The 21,091-nt window shown below is 73.6% G+C and carries 23 protein-coding genes; 20 read left to right on the top strand and 3 right to left on the bottom strand.

What is annotated here, in order from left to right:
• Positions 1-2 precede the first annotated feature (2 nt).
• From EDD33_RS17615 to EDD33_RS17595, 5 genes are read left to right on the top strand one after another with little or no spacing between them, the layout of a single operon-like run.
• Entirely contained in the window at positions 3-734 is a 732-nt protein-coding gene (locus EDD33_RS17615; protein WP_123392330.1) for a class E sortase, read from the top strand.
• Positions 735-745: 11 nt separating this feature from the next.
• Positions 746-1,285, top strand: coding sequence for an orotate phosphoribosyltransferase (gene pyrE, locus EDD33_RS17610; RefSeq protein ID WP_123392329.1), 540 nt, complete (start codon positions 746-748; stop codon positions 1,283-1,285).
• A complete protein-coding gene (locus EDD33_RS17605; RefSeq protein ID WP_246003585.1) occupies positions 1,282-1,965 on the top strand; it encodes a DedA family protein in 684 nt (227 codons plus the stop codon). The genes pyrE and EDD33_RS17605 overlap by 4 nt, the downstream gene beginning before the upstream one ends.
• 59 nt (positions 1,966-2,024) lie before the next feature.
• Complete coding sequence (locus EDD33_RS17600) at positions 2,025-2,657, top strand: TrmH family RNA methyltransferase (protein ID WP_123393627.1); 633 nt, start codon at positions 2,025-2,027, stop codon at positions 2,655-2,657.
• A 3-nt stretch (positions 2,658-2,660) separates the two neighbouring features.
• Positions 2,661-3,605, top strand: coding sequence for a hypothetical protein (locus tag EDD33_RS17595; RefSeq protein ID WP_123392328.1), 945 nt, complete (start codon positions 2,661-2,663; stop codon positions 3,603-3,605).
• Between the two features lie 6 nt (positions 3,606-3,611).
• Here EDD33_RS17595 and EDD33_RS17590 read toward each other — a convergent pair whose 3' ends face one another.
• On the bottom strand, positions 3,612-3,929 hold the full coding sequence (locus EDD33_RS17590) for a hypothetical protein (protein WP_123392327.1): 318 nt from the start codon (positions 3,927-3,929) through the stop codon (positions 3,612-3,614).
• A 115-nt stretch (positions 3,930-4,044) separates the two neighbouring features.
• Here EDD33_RS17590 and fbaA point away from each other — a divergent pair, with 115 nt between their 5' ends.
• Positions 4,045-5,076, top strand: a complete 1,032-nt coding sequence (gene fbaA, locus EDD33_RS17585; RefSeq protein ID WP_123392326.1) for a class II fructose-bisphosphate aldolase — start codon at positions 4,045-4,047, stop codon at positions 5,074-5,076.
• Positions 5,077-5,494: 418 nt separating this feature from the next.
• Here the strand turns inward: fbaA and EDD33_RS17580 are convergent, their stop codons facing one another.
• The gene (locus EDD33_RS17580) at positions 5,495-6,031 is read right to left on the bottom strand and encodes a hypothetical protein (protein ID WP_148077133.1); all 537 of its coding nucleotides are present in this window, start codon (positions 6,029-6,031) and stop codon (positions 5,495-5,497) included.
• A gap of 538 nt (positions 6,032-6,569) precedes the next feature.
• Between EDD33_RS17580 and EDD33_RS17575 the strand changes: the two genes are divergently transcribed.
• From EDD33_RS17575 to EDD33_RS17560, 4 genes are all read left to right on the top strand, one after another.
• On the top strand, positions 6,570-7,247 hold the full coding sequence (locus tag EDD33_RS17575) for a response regulator transcription factor (RefSeq protein WP_123392324.1): 678 nt from the start codon (positions 6,570-6,572) through the stop codon (positions 7,245-7,247).
• Positions 7,240-8,586: a sensor histidine kinase gene (locus EDD33_RS17570; protein WP_211332590.1), complete on the top strand. Its 1,347-nt coding sequence runs from the start codon at positions 7,240-7,242 to the stop codon at positions 8,584-8,586. The genes EDD33_RS17575 and EDD33_RS17570 overlap by 8 nt, the downstream gene beginning before the upstream one ends.
• A 111-nt stretch (positions 8,587-8,697) precedes the next feature.
• Positions 8,698-9,273, top strand: a complete 576-nt coding sequence (locus EDD33_RS17565; RefSeq protein ID WP_123392322.1) for a PepSY domain-containing protein — start codon at positions 8,698-8,700, stop codon at positions 9,271-9,273.
• A gap of 74 nt (positions 9,274-9,347) precedes the next feature.
• Positions 9,348-9,764: a DUF3151 domain-containing protein gene (locus EDD33_RS17560; RefSeq protein ID WP_123392321.1), complete on the top strand. Its 417-nt coding sequence runs from the start codon at positions 9,348-9,350 to the stop codon at positions 9,762-9,764.
• A gap of 12 nt (positions 9,765-9,776) precedes the next feature.
• Here EDD33_RS17560 and EDD33_RS17555 read toward each other — a convergent pair whose 3' ends face one another.
• Positions 9,777-10,679, bottom strand: coding sequence for a diacylglycerol/lipid kinase family protein (locus EDD33_RS17555; RefSeq protein ID WP_246003584.1), 903 nt, complete (start codon positions 10,677-10,679; stop codon positions 9,777-9,779).
• Positions 10,680-10,804: 125 nt separating this feature from the next.
• On the opposite strand from EDD33_RS17555, the gene EDD33_RS17550 reads away from it, so the two are divergent.
• The 10 genes from EDD33_RS17550 (at position 10,805) to EDD33_RS17510 (ending at position 21,090) form a co-directional block, all read left to right on the top strand.
• A complete protein-coding gene (locus EDD33_RS17550) occupies positions 10,805-12,088 on the top strand; it encodes an adenylosuccinate synthase (protein ID WP_123392319.1) in 1,284 nt (427 codons plus the stop codon).
• Between the two features lie 100 nt (positions 12,089-12,188).
• Positions 12,189-14,027 carry a family 43 glycosylhydrolase gene (locus EDD33_RS17545; RefSeq protein WP_123392318.1) on the top strand — a complete coding sequence of 613 codons (1,839 nt, stop codon included), beginning with the start codon at positions 12,189-12,191 and terminating at the stop codon, positions 14,025-14,027.
• 11 nt (positions 14,028-14,038) lie between these two features.
• Entirely contained in the window at positions 14,039-15,286 is a 1,248-nt protein-coding gene (purD, locus tag EDD33_RS17540; protein WP_123392317.1) for a phosphoribosylamine--glycine ligase, read from the top strand.
• A gap of 142 nt (positions 15,287-15,428) precedes the next feature.
• Positions 15,429-16,010 carry a hypothetical protein gene (locus EDD33_RS17535; RefSeq protein WP_148077132.1) on the top strand — a complete coding sequence of 194 codons (582 nt, stop codon included), beginning with the start codon at positions 15,429-15,431 and terminating at the stop codon, positions 16,008-16,010.
• Entirely contained in the window at positions 16,007-17,434 is a 1,428-nt protein-coding gene (gene purB / locus EDD33_RS17530; protein ID WP_123392314.1) for an adenylosuccinate lyase, read from the top strand. The genes EDD33_RS17535 and purB overlap by 4 nt, the downstream gene beginning before the upstream one ends.
• A gap of 147 nt (positions 17,435-17,581) precedes the next feature.
• On the top strand, positions 17,582-19,147 hold the full coding sequence (locus EDD33_RS17525) for a M28 family metallopeptidase (protein WP_123392313.1): 1,566 nt from the start codon (positions 17,582-17,584) through the stop codon (positions 19,145-19,147).
• Between the two features lie 195 nt (positions 19,148-19,342).
• Entirely contained in the window at positions 19,343-19,486 is a 144-nt protein-coding gene (locus EDD33_RS20155; RefSeq protein ID WP_170169870.1) for a hypothetical protein, read from the top strand.
• Positions 19,487-19,586: 100 nt separating this feature from the next.
• Entirely contained in the window at positions 19,587-20,474 is an 888-nt protein-coding gene (locus EDD33_RS17520; RefSeq protein WP_425463867.1) for a phosphoribosylaminoimidazolesuccinocarboxamide synthase, read from the top strand.
• Complete coding sequence (locus EDD33_RS17515) at positions 20,474-20,899, top strand: SRPBCC family protein (protein ID WP_123392312.1); 426 nt, start codon at positions 20,474-20,476, stop codon at positions 20,897-20,899. Before EDD33_RS17520 ends, EDD33_RS17515 begins: the two co-directional genes overlap by 1 nt.
• On the top strand, positions 20,896-21,090 hold the full coding sequence (locus tag EDD33_RS17510; protein ID WP_123392311.1) for a hypothetical protein: 195 nt from the start codon (positions 20,896-20,898) through the stop codon (positions 21,088-21,090). Before EDD33_RS17515 ends, EDD33_RS17510 begins: the two co-directional genes overlap by 4 nt.
• The last annotated feature ends 1 nt before the right edge of the window (position 21,091 follow it).

Raw genomic sequence — 21,091 nt, 5'->3', positions numbered from 1 at the left:
GCATGTCGAAGGCCTCCCGGCGCACCTCCGAGCCCACCACCCCCGCGGGTCGTCGGGCCGGTCGGCCCAGCCTGGTCCGCCGCGTCACCACCTGGCTCGGCGTCGCGATGATGCTGGCTGGCGTGGTCATGCTCGGCTACGTCGGGTGGCAGTTCTGGGGCACCAACTGGACCTCGCAGCGGGCCCAGAAGGAGGTCACCTCCACGCTGCGCACGCAGTGGGAGGGCGGCGGCGAGAAGCTCGAGCCGGCCTACGTGCCCGAGGGACGTGCCTCGGCCCTGATCCGGATCCCCAAGTTCGGCGACGACTACGTCGTGCCCGTGCTGGAGGGCACCAGCGACGCGGTCCTGGCCAAGGGCTACGGCCACTTCGAGGACACCGCAGACCCGGGCGCGAAGGGCAACTACGCCCTGGCCGCGCACCGGGTCACCCACGGCGAGCCGCTGCGTCGGATGCCCGAGCTGCGGCCGGGCGACCAGGTGCTCGTGGAGACCGTCGACGCGACGTACACCTACCGCCTCGACACCGACCCGCGGGCGCTGGTGATCCCCTTCACCGGCGTCTGGGTCCTCGACGAGGTGCCGAAGAACCCCGAGGCCGGGGGCGCCCAGCCCGAGCAGCGCAAGGGCCAGCGGCTGATCACGCTCACCACGTGCTCGGAGCTCTTCCACACCGACGACCGGATGATCTCCTTCGGTCACCTCGTCAAGACCGAGCCCAAGACCGGGCTGTAGCCTCTGGCACCATGCCCGCCGCCGCCCCGGACCCCGAGCTCGCCCGCGACGTCGACGCCGCCTGCCGCCTGACCGGCGAGTTCACGCTCCGCTCCGGCCAGGTCGCGACGGAGTACTTCGACAAGTACCTCTTCGAGGCCCAGCCCGCCCTCCTGGCCCGCGTCGTGGCCCGGATGGAGCCGCTGCTGCCCGCGGACACCGAGCTGCTCGGCGGCCTCGAGCTCGGCGGCGTCCCCCTCGCCACCGTGCTCTCGGCGCGCACCTCGCTGCCGGCGCTGTTCGTGCGCAAAGAGGCCAAGCGCTACGGCACCTGCAAGCTGGCCGAGGGGCCCGACGTGGCGGGGCGCCGCGTCACCCTCGTCGAGGACGTCATCACCACCGGCGGCGCCGTGCGCGACGCCACCCGAGCGCTGCGCGACGCGGGCGCGATCGTCGAGACGGTGGTGTGCGCCATCGACCGCAGCCCCGCGGACAGCAACCCGCTGGCCGACGTCGGCCTCGAGGTGCGCCCGGTGCTGACCAAGGCCCAGCTCGACGCGGTCCACGGGTGAGCGCGCTCGGGCACGTCCTGCCCCTGGCCGCCAGCGGGTCCGAGGACCTCGGCGGGCTCGCGGGCTTCGCCGTCGACCTCATGGAGAAGCTCGGCGGTCCCGGCGCGGGGCTGGCCGTGGCGCTGGAGAACCTGTTCCCGCCCATCCCCAGCGAGATCATCCTGCCGTTCGCGGGCTTCGCCGCGAGCCGCGGCGACTTCACGCTGTGGGGCGCCATCTTCTGGACCACGCTCGGCTCGCTGGTGGGTGCCTGGGCGATGTACGGCATCGGCGCCGGCCTCGGCCGCCGTCGGATGTACGCCGTGTGGGAGCGCGTGCCGCTCGTCAAGACCGAGGACCTCGAGAAGACCGAGGCGTGGTTCGCCCGCCACGGCGGCAAGGCGGTCTTCTTCGGGCGGATGGTGCCGATCTTCCGCAGCCTGATCTCGGTGCCGGCCGGCCTGGAGCGGATGTCGTTCGGCCTGTTCACGCTCTACACGCTGCTCGGCAGCCTGGTGTGGAACAGCGTGTTCGTGATGGCGGGCTACCTCCTCGGCGAGCAGTGGGACACGGTCGGCCCCTACGTCGGCACCTTCCAGAACGTCGTGATCGCGCTCGTGGTGGCCGCCGTCGGCTTCTTCGTGGTGACCCGGGTGCGCAGCATCCGGGCCGAGAAGCGCGCGGGCGGCCCGGCGGCGTGAGCGGGTCCCCGCCGCCGACCCCGGAGTCGCCGGACGAGCCGCGGGCGCCGTACGACCCCGTGCCGCACGGCCCTGCCGAGGTCGGCGTCGGCCCGTGGGAGGGCCCGTGGCCCGAGGGGCCGCAGTGGGACCCCGACCTGCTGCGCGACGGCGACCGGCGCAACGTCGTCGACCGCTACCGCTACTGGCGCCTCGAGGCGGTCGTGGCCGACCTCGACACGCGTCGCCACGACTTCCACGTCGCGATCGAGAACTGGCAGCACGACTTCAACATCGGCACCGTGGTCCGCACCGCCAACGCGTTCCTCGCCCGCGAGGTGCACATCGTCGGGAACCGCCGCTGGAACCGGCGTGGCGCGATGGTCACCGACCGCTACCAGCACGTCCGGCACCACCCGGACGTGCCGGCCCTGGCGGCGTACCTCCACGAGCGCGGGGTGGCGCTGATGGGCGTGGACAACCTGCCCGGCTCGCGCCACCTCGAGACCTGGGAGGTGCCGCGCGCGGTGTGCTTCCTGTTCGGGCAGGAGGGGCCGGGCCTCTCCGAGGGCGCCCGCCAGGCCTGCGACGGCACCTTCTCGATCGCGCAGTTCGGCTCCACCCGCTCCATCAACGCCTCTGCCGCGGCGGCCGTCGCGATGCACGCCTGGGTCGTGCGGCACGCCGACCTCGACACCGCCTGGCGGGGCTGAGCCGTGCCCGCTCCCTGGACGTGGCTGCCGCGCCGGATCGAGGCGCTCGACCCCGAGACGGAGTACGACGAGGTGATGCGGCTGCTCGCCGAGCACCAGCTCAACCTGCCCATCGTCAACCTGACCCTGCTGGTCACCACCGCGCAGACCGCCGTGCCCCCGACTGCGGCGGCGACGCTGGTCGGCACCGGCAAGCTGCTGCACCGCGGCGAGCAGCGGTTCGCCGACGGGTCGGCGTACCTCCTGACGTGGTTCCGGCACGGCTCGTCCTCGCCGCAGACGCGGGCCTCGGTGGAGCGGCTCAACCGCTACCACCTCGGCCTGGCGCGACAGTTCCCCGGCGCGTTCGGCGACAACGACGAGTACGTCTACACGCTGTGCGCGATCGCGACCTTCGTGCCGCGGATGCGCGAGACCCTCGGGCTGCCGCCGCAGTCACCCACGCTCGACGTCGCCTGGCACCACTTCCTGCGCGACCTCGGCGCGCTGTTCCGCGGCGAGCACGGGCCGGTGACGGGCCTGCCCGACGACCTCGCCGGGATGCGGCGCTTCGCGGAGGAGTTCGAGGCGCGGCCGTGGCCCTCGACCGACGACGGCCACGAGCTGGCGCGCGGCATGGTCCAGCAGTACGCCGACCGCTTCTTCCCGCCGCCGATGCACTGGTTCGCCCGCACCCAGGCGCTGCTGCTGATGCCGCCGCGGGTGCGCGAGCTGCACCGCACGGGCGAGCCCGGGCGGGTGGCCGGCGCCGTCGTCACCGTGGTGATGCGCTGGGTGATCCGGGCGCAGGAGAGCTGGTGGCCCAGTCGACGACGGGCGTTCTCGGCGTACGTCGAGAGCCCGCGGGGCCGCGCCGCACGGCGGCGACGCGAGGCGCGGATGCAGCGGGTCCACGACCGTCGGGTCCGTCGGGGCGAGGTCGTGCCGCCGGTGCGGCCGCACGGCTGAACGACCTCAGCCGAGGAGCGCGGCGACCAGGGTCAGCAGCGCCATCAGCACCAGCAGCAGGGCCAGCCAGCTGGCCGCGACGGCGAGGTGGTGCCACACGTCGCGGGCGGGGCCCCGGGCGGCGCCGCGGCCCACGACGAGCACCAGCACCGACAGCGCCAGCCCGATGACGGCGGCCAGCAGGTCGGGCTGGCCGACGAAGGGCAGCAGCGACTCCAGCGAGCGGTAGACCGCGACGCCGAGGTTGGACAGTCCGGTGAGGAGCAGCGCGGCGGCGAGGACGAAGGCGACCAGCGCGCGGGACTCGCGCCCGAGGGGAGGCATGGCGGCGAGACTACGGCGGCGTCGGACGGGTCCACTAGGGTGGAAATCCAGTCGCCGCCCGCCGCGGCCACCCGCTGCACCCACCTGCCGTCCCCGCCGCCGAGGAGTCCCGCCGATGCCCATCGCCACCCCCGAGAAGTACGCCGAGATGCTGGACACCGCGAAGTCGCAGGAGTTCGCCTTCCCGGCCATCAACGTCTCCTCGTCGCAGACCCTCAACGCCGCGCTGGCCGGGTTCGCCGAGGCGGGGTCCGACGGCATCATCCAGATCTCGACCGGCGGTGCGGAGTACCTCTCCGGCCCCACCGTGAAGGACATGGTCACCGGCTCGGTCGCCTTCGCGGCTTACGCCCGTGAGGTGGCCAAGCAGTTCCCCGTCAACATCGCGCTCCACACCGACCACTGCCCCCAGGACAAGCTCGACGGCTTCGTCCGCCCGCTGCTCGCCCTGTCCGCCGAGCGGGTCAAGGGTGGTCAGGAGCCGCTGTTCCAGAGCCACATGTGGGACGGCTCCGCGGTGCCGCTCGAGGAGAACCTCCAGATCGCCCAGGAGCTCCACGAGGCCTGCCAGGCCGCGCGGATCGTGCTGGAGATCGAGGTCGGCGTCGTCGGTGGCGAGGAGGACGGCGTCGACAACGAGATCAACGACAAGCTCTACTCCACCCCCGAGGACGCCATCGCCACCGCCAAGGCGCTCGGCCACGGCGACCACGGCTACTTCATGACCGCGCTGACCTTCGGCAACGTGCACGGCGTCTACAAGCCCGGCAACGTCAAGCTGCGCCCCTCGGTCCTCAAGGACGCCCAGGACGCCGTGGTGCAGGAGTTCGGCCTCGACGCCGGCTCCAAGCCCTTCCACCTGGTCTTCCACGGCGGCTCCGGCTCGACCCCGGAGGAGATCGCCGAGGCGCTGTCCTACGGCGTGGTCAAGATGAACGTCGACACCGACACCCAGTACGCCTTCACCCGCCCCGTCGCCGCCCACATGTTCAGCAACTACGACGGCGTGCTCAAGATCGACGGCGAGGTCGGCAACAAGAAGCAGTACGACCCCCGCGCCTGGGGCAAGGCCGGCGAGGCCGGCATGGCCGCCCGCGTCGTCGAGGCCTGCGAGCACCTCCGCGCCTCCGGCCGTTCCATCGGCTGACGGGCGGGGCGGTCGTGGGCGTGGGCGTGGGCGTGGATCCGCATGTAACGCGGGGTTAGTGCATGTGAACAAGGCCGGTCCGCCCGTTCTGGGTGCACACCACCGCAGCAGATGAGCGGCGGCAACATGGGTGACCTGCCGTCCACAGGCCGGCCATGACCGCGCTTTCTCCACAGGCGTACGCCGGGGGGTGGCGCAGCCCCGACGCGGGGTCGAGCCTGCTCGCGTGCGCCCAGCTCTCCGTTCCCTCGCTGTCTCCCAGCACGGGCTCGTGACCCGTGCCCAGTGCCAGTCGGCGGGCTACGGCCGTTCCGAGCTGCGCGCACTCCTGGCGACGTACGGTCCCTGGGTCGTCGTGCGGCGCGGCGTGTACGCCGAACGCCGCCGGTGGGAGGACACCACCGCCGAGGAGCGCGCGTCACTGCGTGACCTCGCCGCGCACCTGATGATGACAGAGGAGCACGTCCTCAGCCACGACTCGGCGGCCCGTGCCCTGGGCGTGCCGCTGCTGCGGCCGCAGCACCAGCTCAGTCACGTCACTCGCCTCGGGGTCGGCGGCAGCCGCACCGAGCACGGGGTCAAGCACCACCTGACGCGCATCGACCTGGGGGACGAGCACGTCGTCGGTGGTGTCCCCGTGACGGGTCCCGCGCGCACCGCCCTCGACCTCGCCCGTGAGCACGGTCGGGAGACGGGGGTCGTGGCGATCGATGCCGTGCGGTGGGGCGGCGTACCCCTGCACGAGCTGGAGCGCGAGCTCCGGGTGATGTGGTCCTGGCCCGGCGTCAGGACGGTGCGCCAGGCGCTCGAGCTCAGCGACGACCGCGCCGAGACCGCGGTCGAGTCGCTCGCCCGGCTGCTGCTGGTCGACATGGGCTTCGACGACATCGACGTCGGGTGGCCGATCGCCGTGGGTGGTCGTGTCTACTGGGCCGACCTGCGGGTCGGCTGCCACCTCGTCGAGGCCGACGGTCTGCAGAAGCTGCTGCCCCGCAGCGAGGGCGGCTACGCCACGTCGACCCGCGAGGCGCTCCGTGCTCTTCGGGCACGCGAGGTGGCGATCTGCGGCGAGGGGCTCGGCATGTCGCGCGTCCACTGGGACGACCTGCTCGGCCGCGCCCGGGACAGCACCATGCGGCGGGTGGCCGCCGAGGAGCTGGTCACCCGGTCACGGTTCGGTCCCCGGCTGCCGTCCCACCTGGCCGAGCAGGCCGCGCGCATCCGGCGTACGACGCCCAGGCGCGCTCGGCCTGATCGCGCCGCACCGGTCATCTGGTGCGGTGCTGTGCAGCGTCGCGGCCCGGACCGGCCTTGTTCACATGCAATAACCCCGCGTTACATGCGATACGCCGCCGCCCACCGCCCACCGCCCACCGCCCACCGCCCGCCGCCCACCGCCCGCCGCCACCCGCCGCCCACCCGCCGCCCCCGCCTTCAGCGGGCGTTCAGGACGAGCCGGGAGGATGGGGCCGTCCCCTGCCCCGGAGGTGCCCATGCGTGTGCTCGTCGTGGACGACGAGGTGCGGTTGGCGCGCTCGCTGCGGGTGGGGCTGGAGGCCGAGGGGTTCGCGGTCGACGTGGCCCACGACGGGACCGACGGGCTGTGGCTGGCCCGCGAGCACCCGTACGACGCCATCGTGCTCGACCTGATGCTGCCGGGCATCAACGGCTACAAGGTCTGCGAGACGCTGCGCGCGGAGCAGAACTGGACGCCCGTGCTGATGCTCACGGCCAAGGACGGCGAGTGGGACCAGGTCGAGGGGCTCGACACCGGGGCCGACGACTACCTCACCAAGCCGTTCTCGTTCCCGGTCCTCGTGGCGCGGCTGCGTGCGGTGGCCCGGCGGGGTGCGCGCGAGCGGCCCACGCTGCTCGAGGCCGGCGACCTGCGGCTCGACCCGGCGGCGCGACGGGCCTGGCGTGGTGAGGTCGAGCTCGACCTGACCACGCGGGAGTTCTCGCTGCTGGCGTTCCTGATGCGCCACCCCGGCGACGTGGTCTCCAAGCGGCAGATCCTGGACGCGGTGTGGGACGACGACTTCGAGGGCGACCCCAACATCGTCGAGGTCTACGTCCGGCACCTGCGCAACAAGCTCGACCGGCCGTTCGGCCGCGAGGCGATCGGCACGCTGCGCGGCGCGGGCTACCGGTTGGCGAGCGACGGTGGCTGAGCGCGGGGCCCGCGGGCTGGGTCGCGCCTCCGTCCGGGTCCGTACGACGCTCGCGGCCGTCCTCGTCGTCGCGGTGGCCCTCCTGGCCGGTGGCGTCGCCCTGGTGGTGCTGGTGCGCGGCGCGCTCGTCGACGGGCTGGAGTCGTCGGCCGAGCAGCGCGCGGACACCCTGGCCGCGCAGGTCGGCTCGACCGAGACGCCGGGAGGGAGCACCGCCGAGGACCAGGGCGAGGACGACGACCTCGAGGACGAGGTGTGGCAGGTCCAGGACGGCGACGGTCGCGTGGTCAGCTCCTCGCAGCCGCTGTCCCGGCCGCTGCCGGCGCGCGACGCCGACCAGGTGCGACTGCCCGGCGGCGACGCGGCGTACCTCGTGGTGACCGAGAGCGCCGGCGACTACCGCGTCGTCGTGGCGGTCAGCCGTGAGGAGGTCGAGGACTCCGTCGCCGCGCTCGTGCCGCTGCTGCTCGTCGGGCTGCCGGCGCTGCTGCTGCTCGTGGGCGGCACCACCTGGGTGGTCGTGACCCGGGCGCTGCGACCGGTGGAGCGGATCCGCCAGGAGGTCGAGCAGATCACCGGTGACCGGCTCGACCGCCGCGTGCCCGAGCCGCCCTCGCGCGACGAGGTGCACCGCCTCGCGCACACCATGAACGGCATGCTCGGGCGCCTCCAGGCCGCCCAGGAGCGGCAGCGCCAGTTCGTCGGCGACGCCTCGCACGAGCTGCGCTCGCCGCTCGCCGGCATCCGGCAGACCGCCGAGGTCGCCCGGGCCCACCCCGGCGCGATGCCCGAGGGCGAGCTCGCCGACGCGGTGCTCGAGGAGTCGGTGCGGATGCAGCGGCTGGTCGAGCAGCTGCTGCTGCTCACCCGGGCCGACGAGGCCGCGGTCGCGGCGCAGCGGCGCGAGGTCGACCTCGACGACCTGGTGCTGACCGAGGCCCGGCGGGCGCGGCGCGGCGGCCTCGAGGTCGACGGCTCGGGCATCGCCACGGCGCGGGTCCGCGGTGACGAGGGCGCGCTGGCCCAGGTGGTGCGCAACCTGGTCGACAACGCCGTGCGTCACGCCACGTCCCGGATCGGCCTGGGGGTGCGCGACGACGCCGGCACCGCGGAGGTGGTGGTCGACGACGACGGCAGCGGCATCGCCCCGGCCGACCGCGACCGGGTCTTCGAGCGGTTCGTGCGGCTCGACGAGTCCCGTGCCCGCGACGACGGCGGCAGCGGCCTCGGGCTGAGCATCGTGCGCGAGATCGTGCGGGTGCACGGCGGCACGGTCGAGATCGGTACGTCGCCCTGGGGCGGCGCCCGGTTCACCGTGCGCCTGCCCGCCGCCTCCTGACCGACCCCGTCGCCGCTGGCTGAACGCGTCTTCAGGCGCCTTCAGGGTGGGTTCAGCGACGGTGTCGCACGGTGTACCCGTCACCCCGACACCCCAGCGAGAGGAACTCCCATGAACACCCGCACCCTGCGCCGCAAGCGCGTCCTCGTCCCCGCCGTCGCCGTCGTGGCGCTCGGGGTGGGCGGCACCGTCTGGGCCGGCACCGCCAGTGCCGACCAGGTGGGCGGCGGCGAGCGTGACCGCGTCTCGGCCGCCGCGCTGCGCACCGTCGGCGAGGGCCGCGTCACCAGCGTCGAGACCAGCGACGACCGCGGCGAGGCCTACGAGGTCGAGGTCACCCGCGCCGACGGCACCGAGGTCGACGTCGTCCTCGACGACGAGCTGGGCGTGGTCGGCCGCGAGGACGACCGCGCCGACGGCGACCGGGACGACCGCACCGACCGGGACGACGTCACCGACGACGACGGCACGACCGACCGCGACGACCGCGTGCTGAGCGCCACCGAGCGGGACCGGGCCGCGGCGGCCGCGGAGGAGGCGGTCGGCGGCGGCACGGCGACCGACGTCGAGGCCAGCGACGACCGCGGCACGGCGTACGACGTGGAGGTCCGTGCCACCGACGGCACCGAGTGGGACGTCGACCTCGACGACGCCTTCGCCGTGGTGGACCAGCGCGAGGACCGCTGACCCCGCAGCGGCCCCCGACGGCCCACCCACCCTGCGGGGCGGGTGGGCCTCGTCGCGCGTGGGAGCATCGAGCCATGACCCTTGGACGTGACCTGATGGCCGGCCCCCCGCCCACCGAGCTGCCGCAGGACCCGGCGGCCACCGAGCTGGAGTCCGGCGCCCCGGCCGCCGAGGTCGTACGCCGCCACCCCGAGTCGCCGCTCGCCTGGGCCACCCTGGCCGAGGCCGCGCTGGCCGACGGTGACGTCGACGACGTGACCGCCTACGCCTACGCCCGCGTGGGCTACCACCGCAGCCTGGACTCCCTGCGCCGCAACGGCTGGAAGGGTCACGGCCCGGTGCCGTGGTCGCACGAGCCCAACCGCGGCTTCCTGCGGGCGCTGGCCGCGCTCACCACCGCGGCCGGTCGCATCGGTGAGGACCACGAGCAGCAGCGCTGCGCCGACTTCCTGCGCGACTCCAGCCCCGAGGCCGCCGACCAGCTCCTCTGAGCCGCGGAGGGCTCAGGCGGGCGGCACGACCATGGAGTACGCCGCCCGCTCGAGGTGCCACGACCGGCGCCGTTCGGGCCCGTTGATCTCGCCGTCCGCGGAGAGGTAGAAGTCCTCGCCGCTGATGGTCACCTGCGTGGCCCGGGCGGTGAGCACGTCGTCGCGCTCCTGGTGCTTGCCCAGGACGAGCTCGCCGACGTAGGCGAACCGCTGCAGCGGCCCGGTCGCCAGCGAGACCATCACGTCGAGCCGACCGTCCTCCGGGTCGGCGTCGGGCGTCAGCTCGGTGCCGCCGCCGACGCTGGCACCGTTGCCGATGGCGACCATGAGGGTGGGCCGGTCGACGTCGACGAGGATCTCGCCGTCGACCTCGATCCGCAGCCGGACGTACGGCGGCCGGAACGCCGCCAGCGCCGCGCCGACCGGGTAGCCGAGGATGCCGATCCCGAACGGCCCCAGCCGCTTCTTCCACCGCGCACCGCGGCGGCTGGCCTGGGCGCTGGCGCCGGCGTGCACGTTGTTGACCACGACGCCGCCGAGCTCGTCCACGATGAGGTCCATCGGGCGGACCTCGCCGGTGAGCACCGTGCGCGCCGCCTCCTGGGGGTCCAGCGGGATCCCCAGCGAGCGGGCGAAGTCGTTGCCGGTGCCGAGCGGGAGCAGGCCGATGGTCCGCTTCTCGAGCTCGTGGCGCTTGTAGAGCGCCTTCACCACCGCGTGCAGGCTGCCGTCGCCGCCGGCCACCACGAGGCGGCGGCACCCCGCGCGGTGCAGCACGCCGTCGAGCTCGCCGGGGTTGGAGGTCCGGGCGACCTCGACGTCGGCCTCGGCCCGGAGGACCTCGAGGGCCTGCTGGAGGGCGTCGCGCTCGCCACCGCCGGCCTCGGCGTTGGCGATCACGAGAAGGGGGTCCACGACCGAACCCTAGCCGCTGCCCGGTGGTAGCGTGGCGTGCGCAGTGAGCCCGGTCGGGGACCGGGCTCGATGCGTGCCAGGGCCCTCCCGGGCCGGTCGACACCCGCTGATGGAGGGGTGCACACATGCCCGCGATCGTCGTTCTCGGAGCCCAGTGGGGGGACGAGGGCAAAGGCAAGGCCACCGACCTGCTGACCACCGAGGACAGCATCGACTTCTGCGTCCGCACCAGCGGCGGGCACAACGCCGGCCACACCATCGTGGTCGACGGCCAGAAGTTCGCCACCCACTTGCTGCCCAGCGGCATCCTCACCACCGACTGCACCTCGGTCATCGCCAACGGCGTCGTGGTCTCGCCCGAGGCGCTGTTCCGCGAGCTCGACGCGCTGCTCGAGCGCGACGTGGCGATCGGCCGGCTGGTGATCAGCTCCAACGCCCACGTGATCGCCTCCTACCACTCGACGATCGACAAGGTCACCGAGCGGTTCCTGGGCAAGAACAAGATCGGCACGACCGGCCGCGGCATCGGCCCGGCGTACGCCGACAAGATCAACCGGGTCGGCATCCGCGTCGCCGACCTGTTCGACGAGGCGATCCTGGCCGAGAAGGTCGAGGCCGCGCTCGAGGTCAAGAACCACCTGCTGACCAAGGTCTACAACCGCCGCGCGATCAGCGTCGAGGAGGTCCTGGAGGACCTGCTGTCCTACGCCGACCGGATGAAGCCGATGGTCGAGGACACCTCGCTGCTGCTCAACCGGGCGCTCGACGACGGCCGCACGGTGCTCTTCGAGGGCGCCCAGGCCACGATGCTCGACGTCGACCACGGCACCTACCCGTTCGTGACGAGCAGCAGCCCGGTCGCCGGCGGCGTCAGCACCGGCTCCGGCGTCGGACCGACCCGCCTCGACCGCGTGATCGGGGTGATCAAGGCCTACACGACCCGCGTCGGCTCCGGTCCGTTCCCCACCGAGCTCTTCGACGAGGACGGCGAGAAGCTGTGGCGCGTCGGCGGCGAGGTCGGGGTCTCGACCGGCCGCGACCGTCGGTGCGGCTGGTACGACGCCGTGGTCGCCCGCTACGCCGTCCGCGTCAACGGCCTCACCGAGCTGTTCATGACCAAGCTCGACGTCCTCTCCTCCTGGGAGCGGGTCCCGGTCTGCGTGGCCTACGAGATCGACGGCGTCCGCCACGACGAGATGCCGCTGACCCAGAGCGAGTTCCACCGGGCCGAGCCGGTCTACGAGTACCTCGACGGCTGGGCCGACGACATCTCCGGCTGCCGGCGGTTCGAGGACCTGCCGGTCAACGCCCAGCGCTACGTCGCGGCGCTGGAGGAGATGTCCGGTGCGAAGTTCTGGGCCGTCGGCGTCGGTCCCGGCCGCGAGCAGACGGTCGTCGTCAACGGCTGAGCCGTCCCCGGCTGACTAGTCCAGCGCCCGCCCCTCGGTCGTCGCGCCGCGCCACCGGCCACGGTGGGCTTACGGTCGCGGTCGACGGAGGAGGACCCCCATGCGGTTCCGGTTCGCGGCGCTGGCCGCCACGGCGGTGGTGTCGTGCCTGCTCGCCGGGCTGCTGGCAGTGTCGCCGGGGGTGCCCACCCCGACGGCACAGGCGGCGGGGGCGACGTACACCAACCCGCTGCGGCCCACCGCCGGCACGCGCACCGTGACGAACTGTCCCGACCCCCACGTCTTCCGCGGCGCCGGCGGCTACGCCCGCTCCTGGTTCATGGTCTGCACCTCCGACCCGATCGACGACCGCGACGCCGCGGCGACCCCGCGGGTCTCCCGGACGCTCCCGGTGCTGCGCAGCGAGGACCTCGTGCACTGGCGCTACGTCGGCGCGGCCGCGTCCGCCCGTCCGTCGTGGGCGGCGCCCGGGGCGTCGCTGTGGGCTCCCGACGTGACCTGGTCGCCGACCCGCAAGCGCTACTACATGACCTTCGGCGTCACCGACGTCAGGGACCGGGTCAGCGGGCAGCCGGGCTGCGCCCGCGACCGGGCGATCGGGGTGGCGGTGGCGACCCGGCCCACCGGGCCGTGGACGCCGAGTGCCACGCCCGTGGTCGCACCGCGCCGGCTCGGTCCGGGCTGCGACTTCGCCGCCACCATCGACCCTCACCTGCTCGAGGCCTCGGGGAGCATCCCGCCGGTGCTCTACTTCGGCAGCTTCGCCGGGGGAGTCCAGGCGGCCCCGGCCGCGCTGACCCGCACCGGCATGCGCCTCACCGGCCGCGTGCGTCCGGTGACGGTGACGCGACGCTTCGAGGCGCCCGACGTGGTGCGGCGCGGGGGCTACCACTACCTCACCGTCTCCGCGGGCGACTGCTGCAACGGCGGGCTCTCCGGCTACTCGGTCGTCACCGCGCGCTCGCGCAGCCCCTACGGACCGTTCCGCGACCGTGACGGCGTCTCGCTGCTGGACCGCCGCCCCGGTGGCACGCCGGTGCTCGCGGCGTCGGGCAACCGGTGGGTCGGCCCGGGCCACACCTCGACGTTCGTGGATCGCGGCGGGCAGTGGTGGACCGTCTACCACGCGGTCGACCTGGCCCGGCCCTTCCTCGCCGGGGAGGTGATCACCCGGCGACCGCCCATGCTCGACCCCGTCGACTGGGTCGGCGGCTGGCCCACCGTCCGTGCCGGACGCGGGGCGTCCTCGACGGCCGTCCCGGTCCCCGCCGCGCAGACCGGCCAGCGCTCGGCGTACCGCCCCTCACCGGTGCCGGCGGACCCCCCGGGGGTGCTCGACGTGGCCCGCTCCGACGACTTCGACGGCGCCGCCCTGGCGGACCGCTGGACCTGGCTGCGCTCGCCCGCACCCGAGGATGTGGAGGTGACCGACGGCACGCTGCGGCTGCGCACCCACACGAACAGCCTGTACGCCGCCCGCAACGACGCGCCGCTGCTCCTCCAGGCAGCCCCCGAGGGCGACTACGTCGTGGAGACCCGGGTGACCCTGGAGGTGCCAGGGGCCGGTGCCCCGAGCGGCACCCAGGCCGGGCTGGTGGTCCACGCGGGGGACGACCGCTACCTCAAGCTCGTGCACGCCGTGGCGGGGGAGATCGAGCAGGTCGGCTTCGTCCGCGAGGCCGGTCCGACACCGCGTCGCATCGGCATCTCCACGGTGGGGCCGCCGGGTGCGACGACGTGGCTGCGCCTGGTGCACACCACCGAGGGTGCCGCGCGGCTTTACCGCGCGGACAGCAGTCGTGACGGCATCACCTGGACCCGCGGGTCCACCTGGCGCGCCGACGACCTCGTCGCGCCGCGGATCGGCCTGGTGGCCGGCGGGGGCGAGGGGTCGACCGCGAGGTTCGACCACCTGCGGGTGTGGTCGCTGCGCCGGTAGGGTGCACCCACGTGAAGACCCTCGTCATCGGCACCGGCGGACGTGAGCACGCGCTGGCCCTCGCGCTGTCACGGGACCCCGGGGAGGTCGAGGTGCACGCCGCGCCCGGCAACCCCGGCATCGCGGAGGTCGCGACGTTGCACGACGTCGACCCGCTCGACGGGGCGGCCGTGGCCGACCTCGCCGTCCGTCTGGGTGTCGACCTGGTCGTGGTCGGTCCCGAGGCGCCGCTCGTGGCTGGCGTGGCCGACGTCGTCCGGGAGCGGGGGATCGCGGTCTTCGGGCCCTCCCGCGACGCCGCCCGGATCGAGGGGTCCAAGGCGTTCGCCAAGGAGGTGATGGCCGCCGCCGACGTGCCGACCGCCCTGGCCCGGGTGTGCACCACCCCCGAGCAGGTCGCCGACGCGCTCGACGCCTTCGGCGCGCCGTACGTCGTGAAGGACGACGGCCTCGCCGCCGGCAAGGGCGTCGTGGTGACCGACGACCGCCAGGCCGCACTCGACCACGCGGCGGGCTGCGAGCAGGTGCTGGTCGAGGAGTTCCTCGACGGGCCCGAGGTCTCGCTGTTCGCCCTCACCGACGGGACCACCGTCTACCCGCTGCAGCCGGCCCAGGACTTCAAGCGCCTCGGCGACGGCGACGCCGGCCCCAACACCGGCGGCATGGGCGCCTACACCCCCCTGCCCTGGGCCCCCGACGGCCTCGTCGAGGAGGTCCTCGAGCGGGTGCTGCAGCCCACCGTCGACCACCTCGCCGCGAGCGGCACCCCCTTCTCCGGCCTGCTGTACGCCGGTCTCGCCCTCACCTCCCGCGGGGTGCGCGTGGTGGAGTTCAACGCCCGTTTCGGCGACCCCGAGACCCAGGCGCTGCTGCGGCTGCTCGACTCGCCGCTGGGCCCGCTCCTCCGGGCGGCAGCCGTCGGCACCCTCGCCGACGTCGAGCCGCCGCGCTGGCGGGCCGGCGCGGCCGTCGCGGTGGTGATGGCCAGCCGCGGCTACCCCGCCTCGTCCCACCGGGGGGACGTGATCACGGGTGCGGACGCGCTCGACGCCCGGGAGGACGTCGACGTGGTCCACGCCGGGACCGCCCTCGACGGCGACGGTCGACTGGTCACCGACGGTGGCCGCGTGCTGGCCGTGACGGCGGTCGGAGGCGACCTCGAGGAGGCGCGGACGAAGGCCTACTCAGGTGTGTCGTCCATCGACTTCCCCGGGGCCCAGTGGCGCACCGACATCGCTCGCGCCGCAGCCCGGGACTGACCGACCGACCTCTCCTCCGAGGACTCAGGAGACCGTGGCAGTCGCCACCCTCTCCCCAGTCCTGTCCGAGGGGGCTCCCGTGGCGGTCGACGATCGGGTGCGAGCGGGCCGGTTGTCGGTGCCGCGGCCTAGCGTCCGTCGCATGCCACCGCCGACGCTCGTCTCGACCCGCGAGGCGCTCACGGTCCTGAGGTCGGCCGGCGTGGGTGCCCGGTCCGCCGACCGGGTCCTGGCCGGGGGACTGGCAGGCACAGCCGTCCGCGCGAGGTCCGTGCTGCTCCACGACGAGGGGCGGGTTCGGCAGCTGGCGGAGCGGCGCGTCCTGGCCGGCCGCACCCTGGCCCAGCAGTGCCCGCAGGGGCTGTTCGTCGCGCGCCGCGACCTGCCCCGCGGTCTGTCGCGATCCGACCAGGAGCGGTGGTTCGCGCACGGCTGGGGCGAGATCTCACGGTGGGTGATGCTGCGCCTCCAGCTCGAGATCGAGCGCGACGGACCGCGACCGTTCGTGGCGTGCACCGGGGGGTTCGTCACCTTCGGAGCCGAGATCACGCGGGCGAGGTCGGTGGACGGGTCCGCGCCGTCGTTCGACCTCGCCGCACCCGCGTCGTGGTTCGAGGTCTTCGACGGAGCCCGGTTGCGCACGGGGCCCGGACGGCCCTGGGTCATCCACCCACCGACGCAGGTCGCGAGGGTCCCCTCCGCGCGTGTGAGGATTGGGGGGTGAGTCGCCCCGCCGTCCCCAACGTCCTGGCCACCCGCTACGCCGGGGCGGACCTCGCCGAGATCTGGTCCCCGGAGCACAAGGTGGTGCTGGAGCGGCAGCTGTGGCTCGCGGTGCTGCGCGCCCAGCGCGACCTCGGGGTCGAGGTGCCCGACGGGGTGGTCGAGGACTACGAGGCCGTCGTCGACCAGGTCGACCTCGCCAGCATCGCCGCGCGGGAGCGGGTGACGCGCCACGACGTCAAGGCGCGCATCGAGGAGTTCTGCGCCCTCGCCGGCCACGAGCACGTCCACAAGGGCATGACCTCGCGCGACCTGACCGAGAACGTCGAGCAGCTCCAGGTGCGCTCCAGCCTGCTGCTGGTCCGCCGGCGCGTCGTCGCAACCCTCGCGCGGCTGGGTCGGCTCGCCGCCGAGCACGCCGAGCTGGTCGTCGCGGGGCGCTCGCACAACGTCGCCGCGCAGGCGACCACGCTCGGCAAGCGGTTCGCCACCGTCGCCGACGAGCTGCTCGTCGGCCTCGAGCGGCTCGACGACCTGCTGGGGCGCTACCCGCTGCGCGGGATCAAGGGGCCGATGGGCACCTCCCAGGACATGCTCGACCTGCTCGACGGGTCCACCGCCGACCTGGCCGACCTCGAGCAGCGGGTGGCCACCCACCTCGGCTTCGAGCGCACCCTGACCAGCGTCGGTCAGGTCTACCCCCGCTCGCTCGACCTCGACGTCGTCAGCGCGCTCACCCAGCTGGTCTCCGGACCCTCCAACCTCGCCACGACGATCCGGCTGATGGCCGGGCTCGAGCTGGTCACCGAGGGCTTCAAGGAGGGGCAGGTCGGCTCCTCGGCGATGCCGCACAAGATGAACAGCCGCTCCTGCGAGCGCGTCAACGGCCTCGCCGTCGTGCTGCGCGGCCACCTGTCGATGGTGGGCGAGCTCGCGGGCGACCAGTGGAACGAGGGAGACGTCTCCGACTCCGTCGTACGCCGCGTGGCGCTGCCCGACGCGTTCTTCGCCACCGACGGCCTGTTCCAGACCTTCCTCACCGTGCTCGACGAGTTCGGCGTCTTCCCCGCCGTCGTGCAGCGCGAGCTCGACCGCTACCTGCCCTTCCTCACCACCACCAAGGTGCTGATGGCGGCGGTGCGGGCCGGGGTGGGCCGCGAGGAGGCCCACGAGGCGATCAAGGAGCACGCCGTCGGCGTCGCCCTGGAGATGCGGCAGGGCCTGGCCGCCAACGACCTCTTCGACCGTCTCGGCGACGACCCGCGGCTCGGGCTCGACCGCTCCCGCATCGCCGGCCTCGTGGCCGACCCCGTGGAGTTCACGGGAGCCGCGCGCGACCAGGTCGCCGAGGTGGTGCGCCGCATCGAGGCCGTCGTGGCCACCGACCCGGACGCGGCGTCGTACGTCCCGGGCGCGATCCTCTAGCACGGGGGCCCCAGGAGTCACGGCGAGGTCACGAGTTGGTCTCGGAGTCTGGTCAGCGGGCGTCGGGGCGGCTTAGGTTCGAGCGGTTCTGACCCTCGCCCGCGAGATCCGTGGCCGAGATCGTCCGTCTCGAGGAGAACCATGAGGATGTCCCGTCCTGCCCGCGGCCTGGCCGCGGCCACGGCCGCGGTGACCACCGCGGCCCTGATCGCCACCAGCACGGCCGGCGTCGCCGAGGCCAAGCCCCAGCCGAAGCCCACCGTCAGCCAGGCCTCCAAGAAGTTCCAGAAGTCCGTGACGGTGAAGGGCGTGCAGCAGCACCTCGCCGCGCTGCAGGACATCGCCGACGCCAACGGTGGCACCCGCGCGAGCGGCACCGACGGCTACGAGGCCTCGCGGGACTACGTCGTGAAGACGCTGCGCGCGGCGGGCTACAAGCCGACCGTGGAGTCCTTCCGGTTCGACTTCTTCGAGGAGACCGCGCCCGGGACCCTGTCCCGGGTCTCGCCCAGCCCGAAGAGCTACACCATCGACACCGACTACGACGTCATGGACTACTCCGGCAGCGGCTCCACCCAGGCCACGGTGACCGCGGTCGACACCACGGGGGCCGCGACCGACACCTCCACCAGCGGGTGCGAGGCAGCCGACTTCGCCTCGTTCCCGGCCGGCAACATCGCGCTGCTCCAGCGCGGCACCTGCGACTTCGCGACCAAGGCCGCCAACGCCGAGGAGGCGGGCGCCACCGCCGCGCTGATCTTCAACCGCGGCACCACCGACGAGACCGGGACCGTCGCCGGCACCCTGGGCGCGCCGGGCATCGAGATCCCGGTCCTCGGGCTCAGCTACGCCGCGGGCACGGAGCTGCTCGCGTCGGGCACCGTCGCCAAGGTCACCACCTCCACCGTCAGCGAGCCGCGCACGACCTACAACGTGTTCGCCGAGACCACCCGCGGCGACGCCGGCCGGGTCGTCATGGCCGGTGCCCACCTCGACTCCGTCCTCGAGGGCCCCGGCATCAACGACAACGGCTCCGGCTCGGGCACGATCCTCGAGGTCGCCGAGCAGCTGGCCAAGCAGAAGAACCTCAAGAAGAAGGTCCGCTTCGCCTGGTGGGGTGCCGAGGAGCTCGGCCTGCTCGGTGCCTACGACTACGTCGACGGCCTGGTCGAGAACAACCCCGAGGCGCTCGAGGACATCGAGGCCTACCTCAACTTCGACATGGTCGGCTCGCCGAACTTCGTCCGCTTCGTCTACGACGGCGACAACTCGCTCGGCACCGGCGTCGTGGGTCCCGCGGGCTCCGCGCAGCTCGAGGACCTCTTCGTGAACTACTTCAAGAGCCGCAAGCTCGCCTCGGAGCCCACCGCGTTCGACGGCCGCAGCGACTACGGCCCGTTCATCGAGAACGGTGTCGCCGCCGGCGGCCTGTTCACCGGCGCGGAGGAGATCAAGACCCCCGAGCAGGCGCGGATCTACGGCGGCAAGGCCGGCGTGGCGTACGACGAGTGCTACCACCAGGCCTGCGACGACATCGACAACATCAACGTCCAGGCTCTGGACCAGATGTCCGACGCGGTCGCGCACGCCGTCTACACGCTGTCGACGAGCACCAAGTCGATCAACAGCCAGGCCAAGGCGGCGAAGGGCGACAAGCGCTCCGCCAAGGCCGTCCAGGTCACCGGCGACGCGCACGGCCACAGCAAGCGCTGACCGGACGCACCGCTCGACCACCACGCTCCACCAGCACGCTCGACCCGAGGGGCCGTCTCCAGCCGGAGGCGGCCCCTCGGCCGTGTCCCCCTTTTTCGACGACTTTCCCCGTTTACCACCAAAACGGACAAAGCCCTCCTACGCTCGACCTCAACGACGGGCCGCCGGGGTCCGGGTCCACGGAGGGGAACACACATGAACATCAAGTCGCGAGGCATCAAGGGCGCCCTGCTCGCCGTCACCGTCGCGCTGGCCGTCTCGGCCGTGCCTGCTGCCGGCGGCGCGGCCGACGCCGCCCCCAAGGGCGGCAACCGCGCCATCCTGAAGGCGATCCTCTGATCCGCCTCTGACCCAGCTGAGCGTGAGGGGCGTGCCGGACCACCGGCACGCCCCTCCGTCGCGTCCCGGGGCCGCTGCGTAGGCTGGCGAGGTGGACAACATCCCGCCCGCGCCGGTGATCGAGGGCGCCACCCACCTGCACTCCGGCAAGGTCCGCGACCTCTACCGGCTCGACGACGGCGGCCTGCTGATGGTCGCCAGCGACCGCATCAGCGCCTACGACCACGTCCTGGCGACCACGATCCCCGACAAGGGCGAGATCCTCACCCGGATGTCGCTGTGGTGGTTCGACCAGCTCGCCGACCTGGTGCCCCACCACGTCGTCTCCACCGACGTCCCCGAGTCGGTCAAGGGTCGCGCGGTCGTGTGCGAGGAGCTGGCGATGTACCCCGTCGAGTGCGTGGCGCGCGGCTACCTCACCGGCTCGGGCCTGGTCGACTACCGGGCCACCGGCGCCCTGTGCGGGATCGACCTGCCGCCCGGCCTGACCGAGTCCAGCCGTCTGCCCGAGCCGCTGTTCACACCGGCCACGAAGGCGGCGCTGGGAGACCACGACGAGAACGTCTCCTTCGACGCCGTCGCCGGCGACATCGGCGCCCCGGCCGCGGCCGAGCTGCGCGACCTCACGCTGGCCGTCTACGCCCGCGCCGAGACCCTCGCCCGTGAGCGCGGCATCATCCTGGCCGACACCAAGCTGGAGTTCGGCACCCGGCTCGACGCCGAGCGCGGCGAGCCCGGCACGGTCGTCCTCGGCGACGAGGTGCTCACCCCCGACTCCAGCCGCTACTGGCCGGCCGACGACTGGGAGCCCGGCCGCGTGCAGGCCTCCTTCGACAAGCAGGTCGTGCGCAACTGGCTGACCTCGGAGGAGAGCGGCTGGGACCGCAACACCGGGGAAGGGCCGCCGCCACTGCCGCCCGAGGTGGTCGAGCGGACCCGCGCGCGCTACGTCGAGGCGTTCGAGCGACTCACGGGGGAGCGGTTCTGATGCCCACCACCACCCTGACCTACGACGTCCCGGCCGACGTCGCCCTGGCCTACCTCAGCGACCCGGTCAACCGGCCCGAGTGGCAGTCGTCGCTGCGCCGGGTCGAGCTGCTCGACCCGGGTCCGCCCCACACCGGCCAGCGCTGGCGCGACCACACGGCGGTGGGGGTCGTGGCCGACATGGCCACCACCGCGCTCGACGACGCCTCCTGGGCCGAGTCGGGGACCTGGCGCGGGATCACCGCCGACCTCACGCTCCGCCTGGAGCCCCACGGTGCCGGCTGCCGGGTCCACGCGCAGTTCACGGTCCGCGGTCGCGGGCCGTGGGCACCCGTCGGTGCCGCCGCCGGTGCGGTGGGCCTGCCCGCCGTCCGCGCCGACCTGGCCACGGCCGGTCGGATCCTCTCCGAGCGGCACCACCCGTGATCCGGGTCCTGCTGCTGGCGCTGGCCGGCCTGATGGTCGCGGTCGGGGTGCTGTGGACCCTGCAGGGACTGGGCTACGTGCAGGGCAGCCCGATGACCGGCGTCCGCTTCTGGTCGCTGGTCGGCCCGCTGCTCGCCGGGTTCGGCGTCGCGCTGGGCATCGTGGCGCTGCGTCGCAGCGACCGCCGCTGAG

This window comes from Nocardioides aurantiacus (assembly GCF_003752505.1).
Classification (GTDB): domain Bacteria; phylum Actinomycetota; class Actinomycetes; order Propionibacteriales; family Nocardioidaceae; genus Marmoricola; species Marmoricola aurantiacus.
Note: the sequence above shows the minus strand (reverse complement) of the source record. Positions and strands in the feature narration are given on the sequence as shown.

Coding starts and splice junctions, on each gene's coding strand:
- EDD33_RS20155 (WP_170169870.1), top strand. CDS start 19,343: ATGAACATCAAGTCGCGAGGCATCAAGGGCGCCCTGCTCGCCGTCACC.
- EDD33_RS17590 (WP_123392327.1), bottom strand. CDS start 3,929: ATGCCTCCCCTCGGGCGCGAGTCCCGCGCGCTGGTCGCCTTCGTCCTC.
- EDD33_RS17550 (WP_123392319.1), top strand. CDS start 10,805: ATGCCCGCGATCGTCGTTCTCGGAGCCCAGTGGGGGGACGAGGGCAAA.
- EDD33_RS17525 (WP_123392313.1), top strand. CDS start 17,582: ATGTCCCGTCCTGCCCGCGGCCTGGCCGCGGCCACGGCCGCGGTGACC.
- EDD33_RS17565 (WP_123392322.1), top strand. CDS start 8,698: ATGAACACCCGCACCCTGCGCCGCAAGCGCGTCCTCGTCCCCGCCGTC.
- EDD33_RS17615 (WP_123392330.1), top strand. CDS start 3: ATGTCGAAGGCCTCCCGGCGCACCTCCGAGCCCACCACCCCCGCGGGT.
- EDD33_RS17535 (WP_148077132.1), top strand. CDS start 15,429: ATGCCACCGCCGACGCTCGTCTCGACCCGCGAGGCGCTCACGGTCCTG.
- EDD33_RS17575 (WP_123392324.1), top strand. CDS start 6,570: ATGCGTGTGCTCGTCGTGGACGACGAGGTGCGGTTGGCGCGCTCGCTG.
- EDD33_RS17560 (WP_123392321.1), top strand. CDS start 9,348: ATGACCCTTGGACGTGACCTGATGGCCGGCCCCCCGCCCACCGAGCTG.
- pyrE (WP_123392329.1), top strand. CDS start 746: ATGCCCGCCGCCGCCCCGGACCCCGAGCTCGCCCGCGACGTCGACGCC.
- fbaA (WP_123392326.1), top strand. CDS start 4,045: ATGCCCATCGCCACCCCCGAGAAGTACGCCGAGATGCTGGACACCGCG.
- EDD33_RS17515 (WP_123392312.1), top strand. CDS start 20,474: ATGCCCACCACCACCCTGACCTACGACGTCCCGGCCGACGTCGCCCTG.
- EDD33_RS17545 (WP_123392318.1), top strand. CDS start 12,189: ATGCGGTTCCGGTTCGCGGCGCTGGCCGCCACGGCGGTGGTGTCGTGC.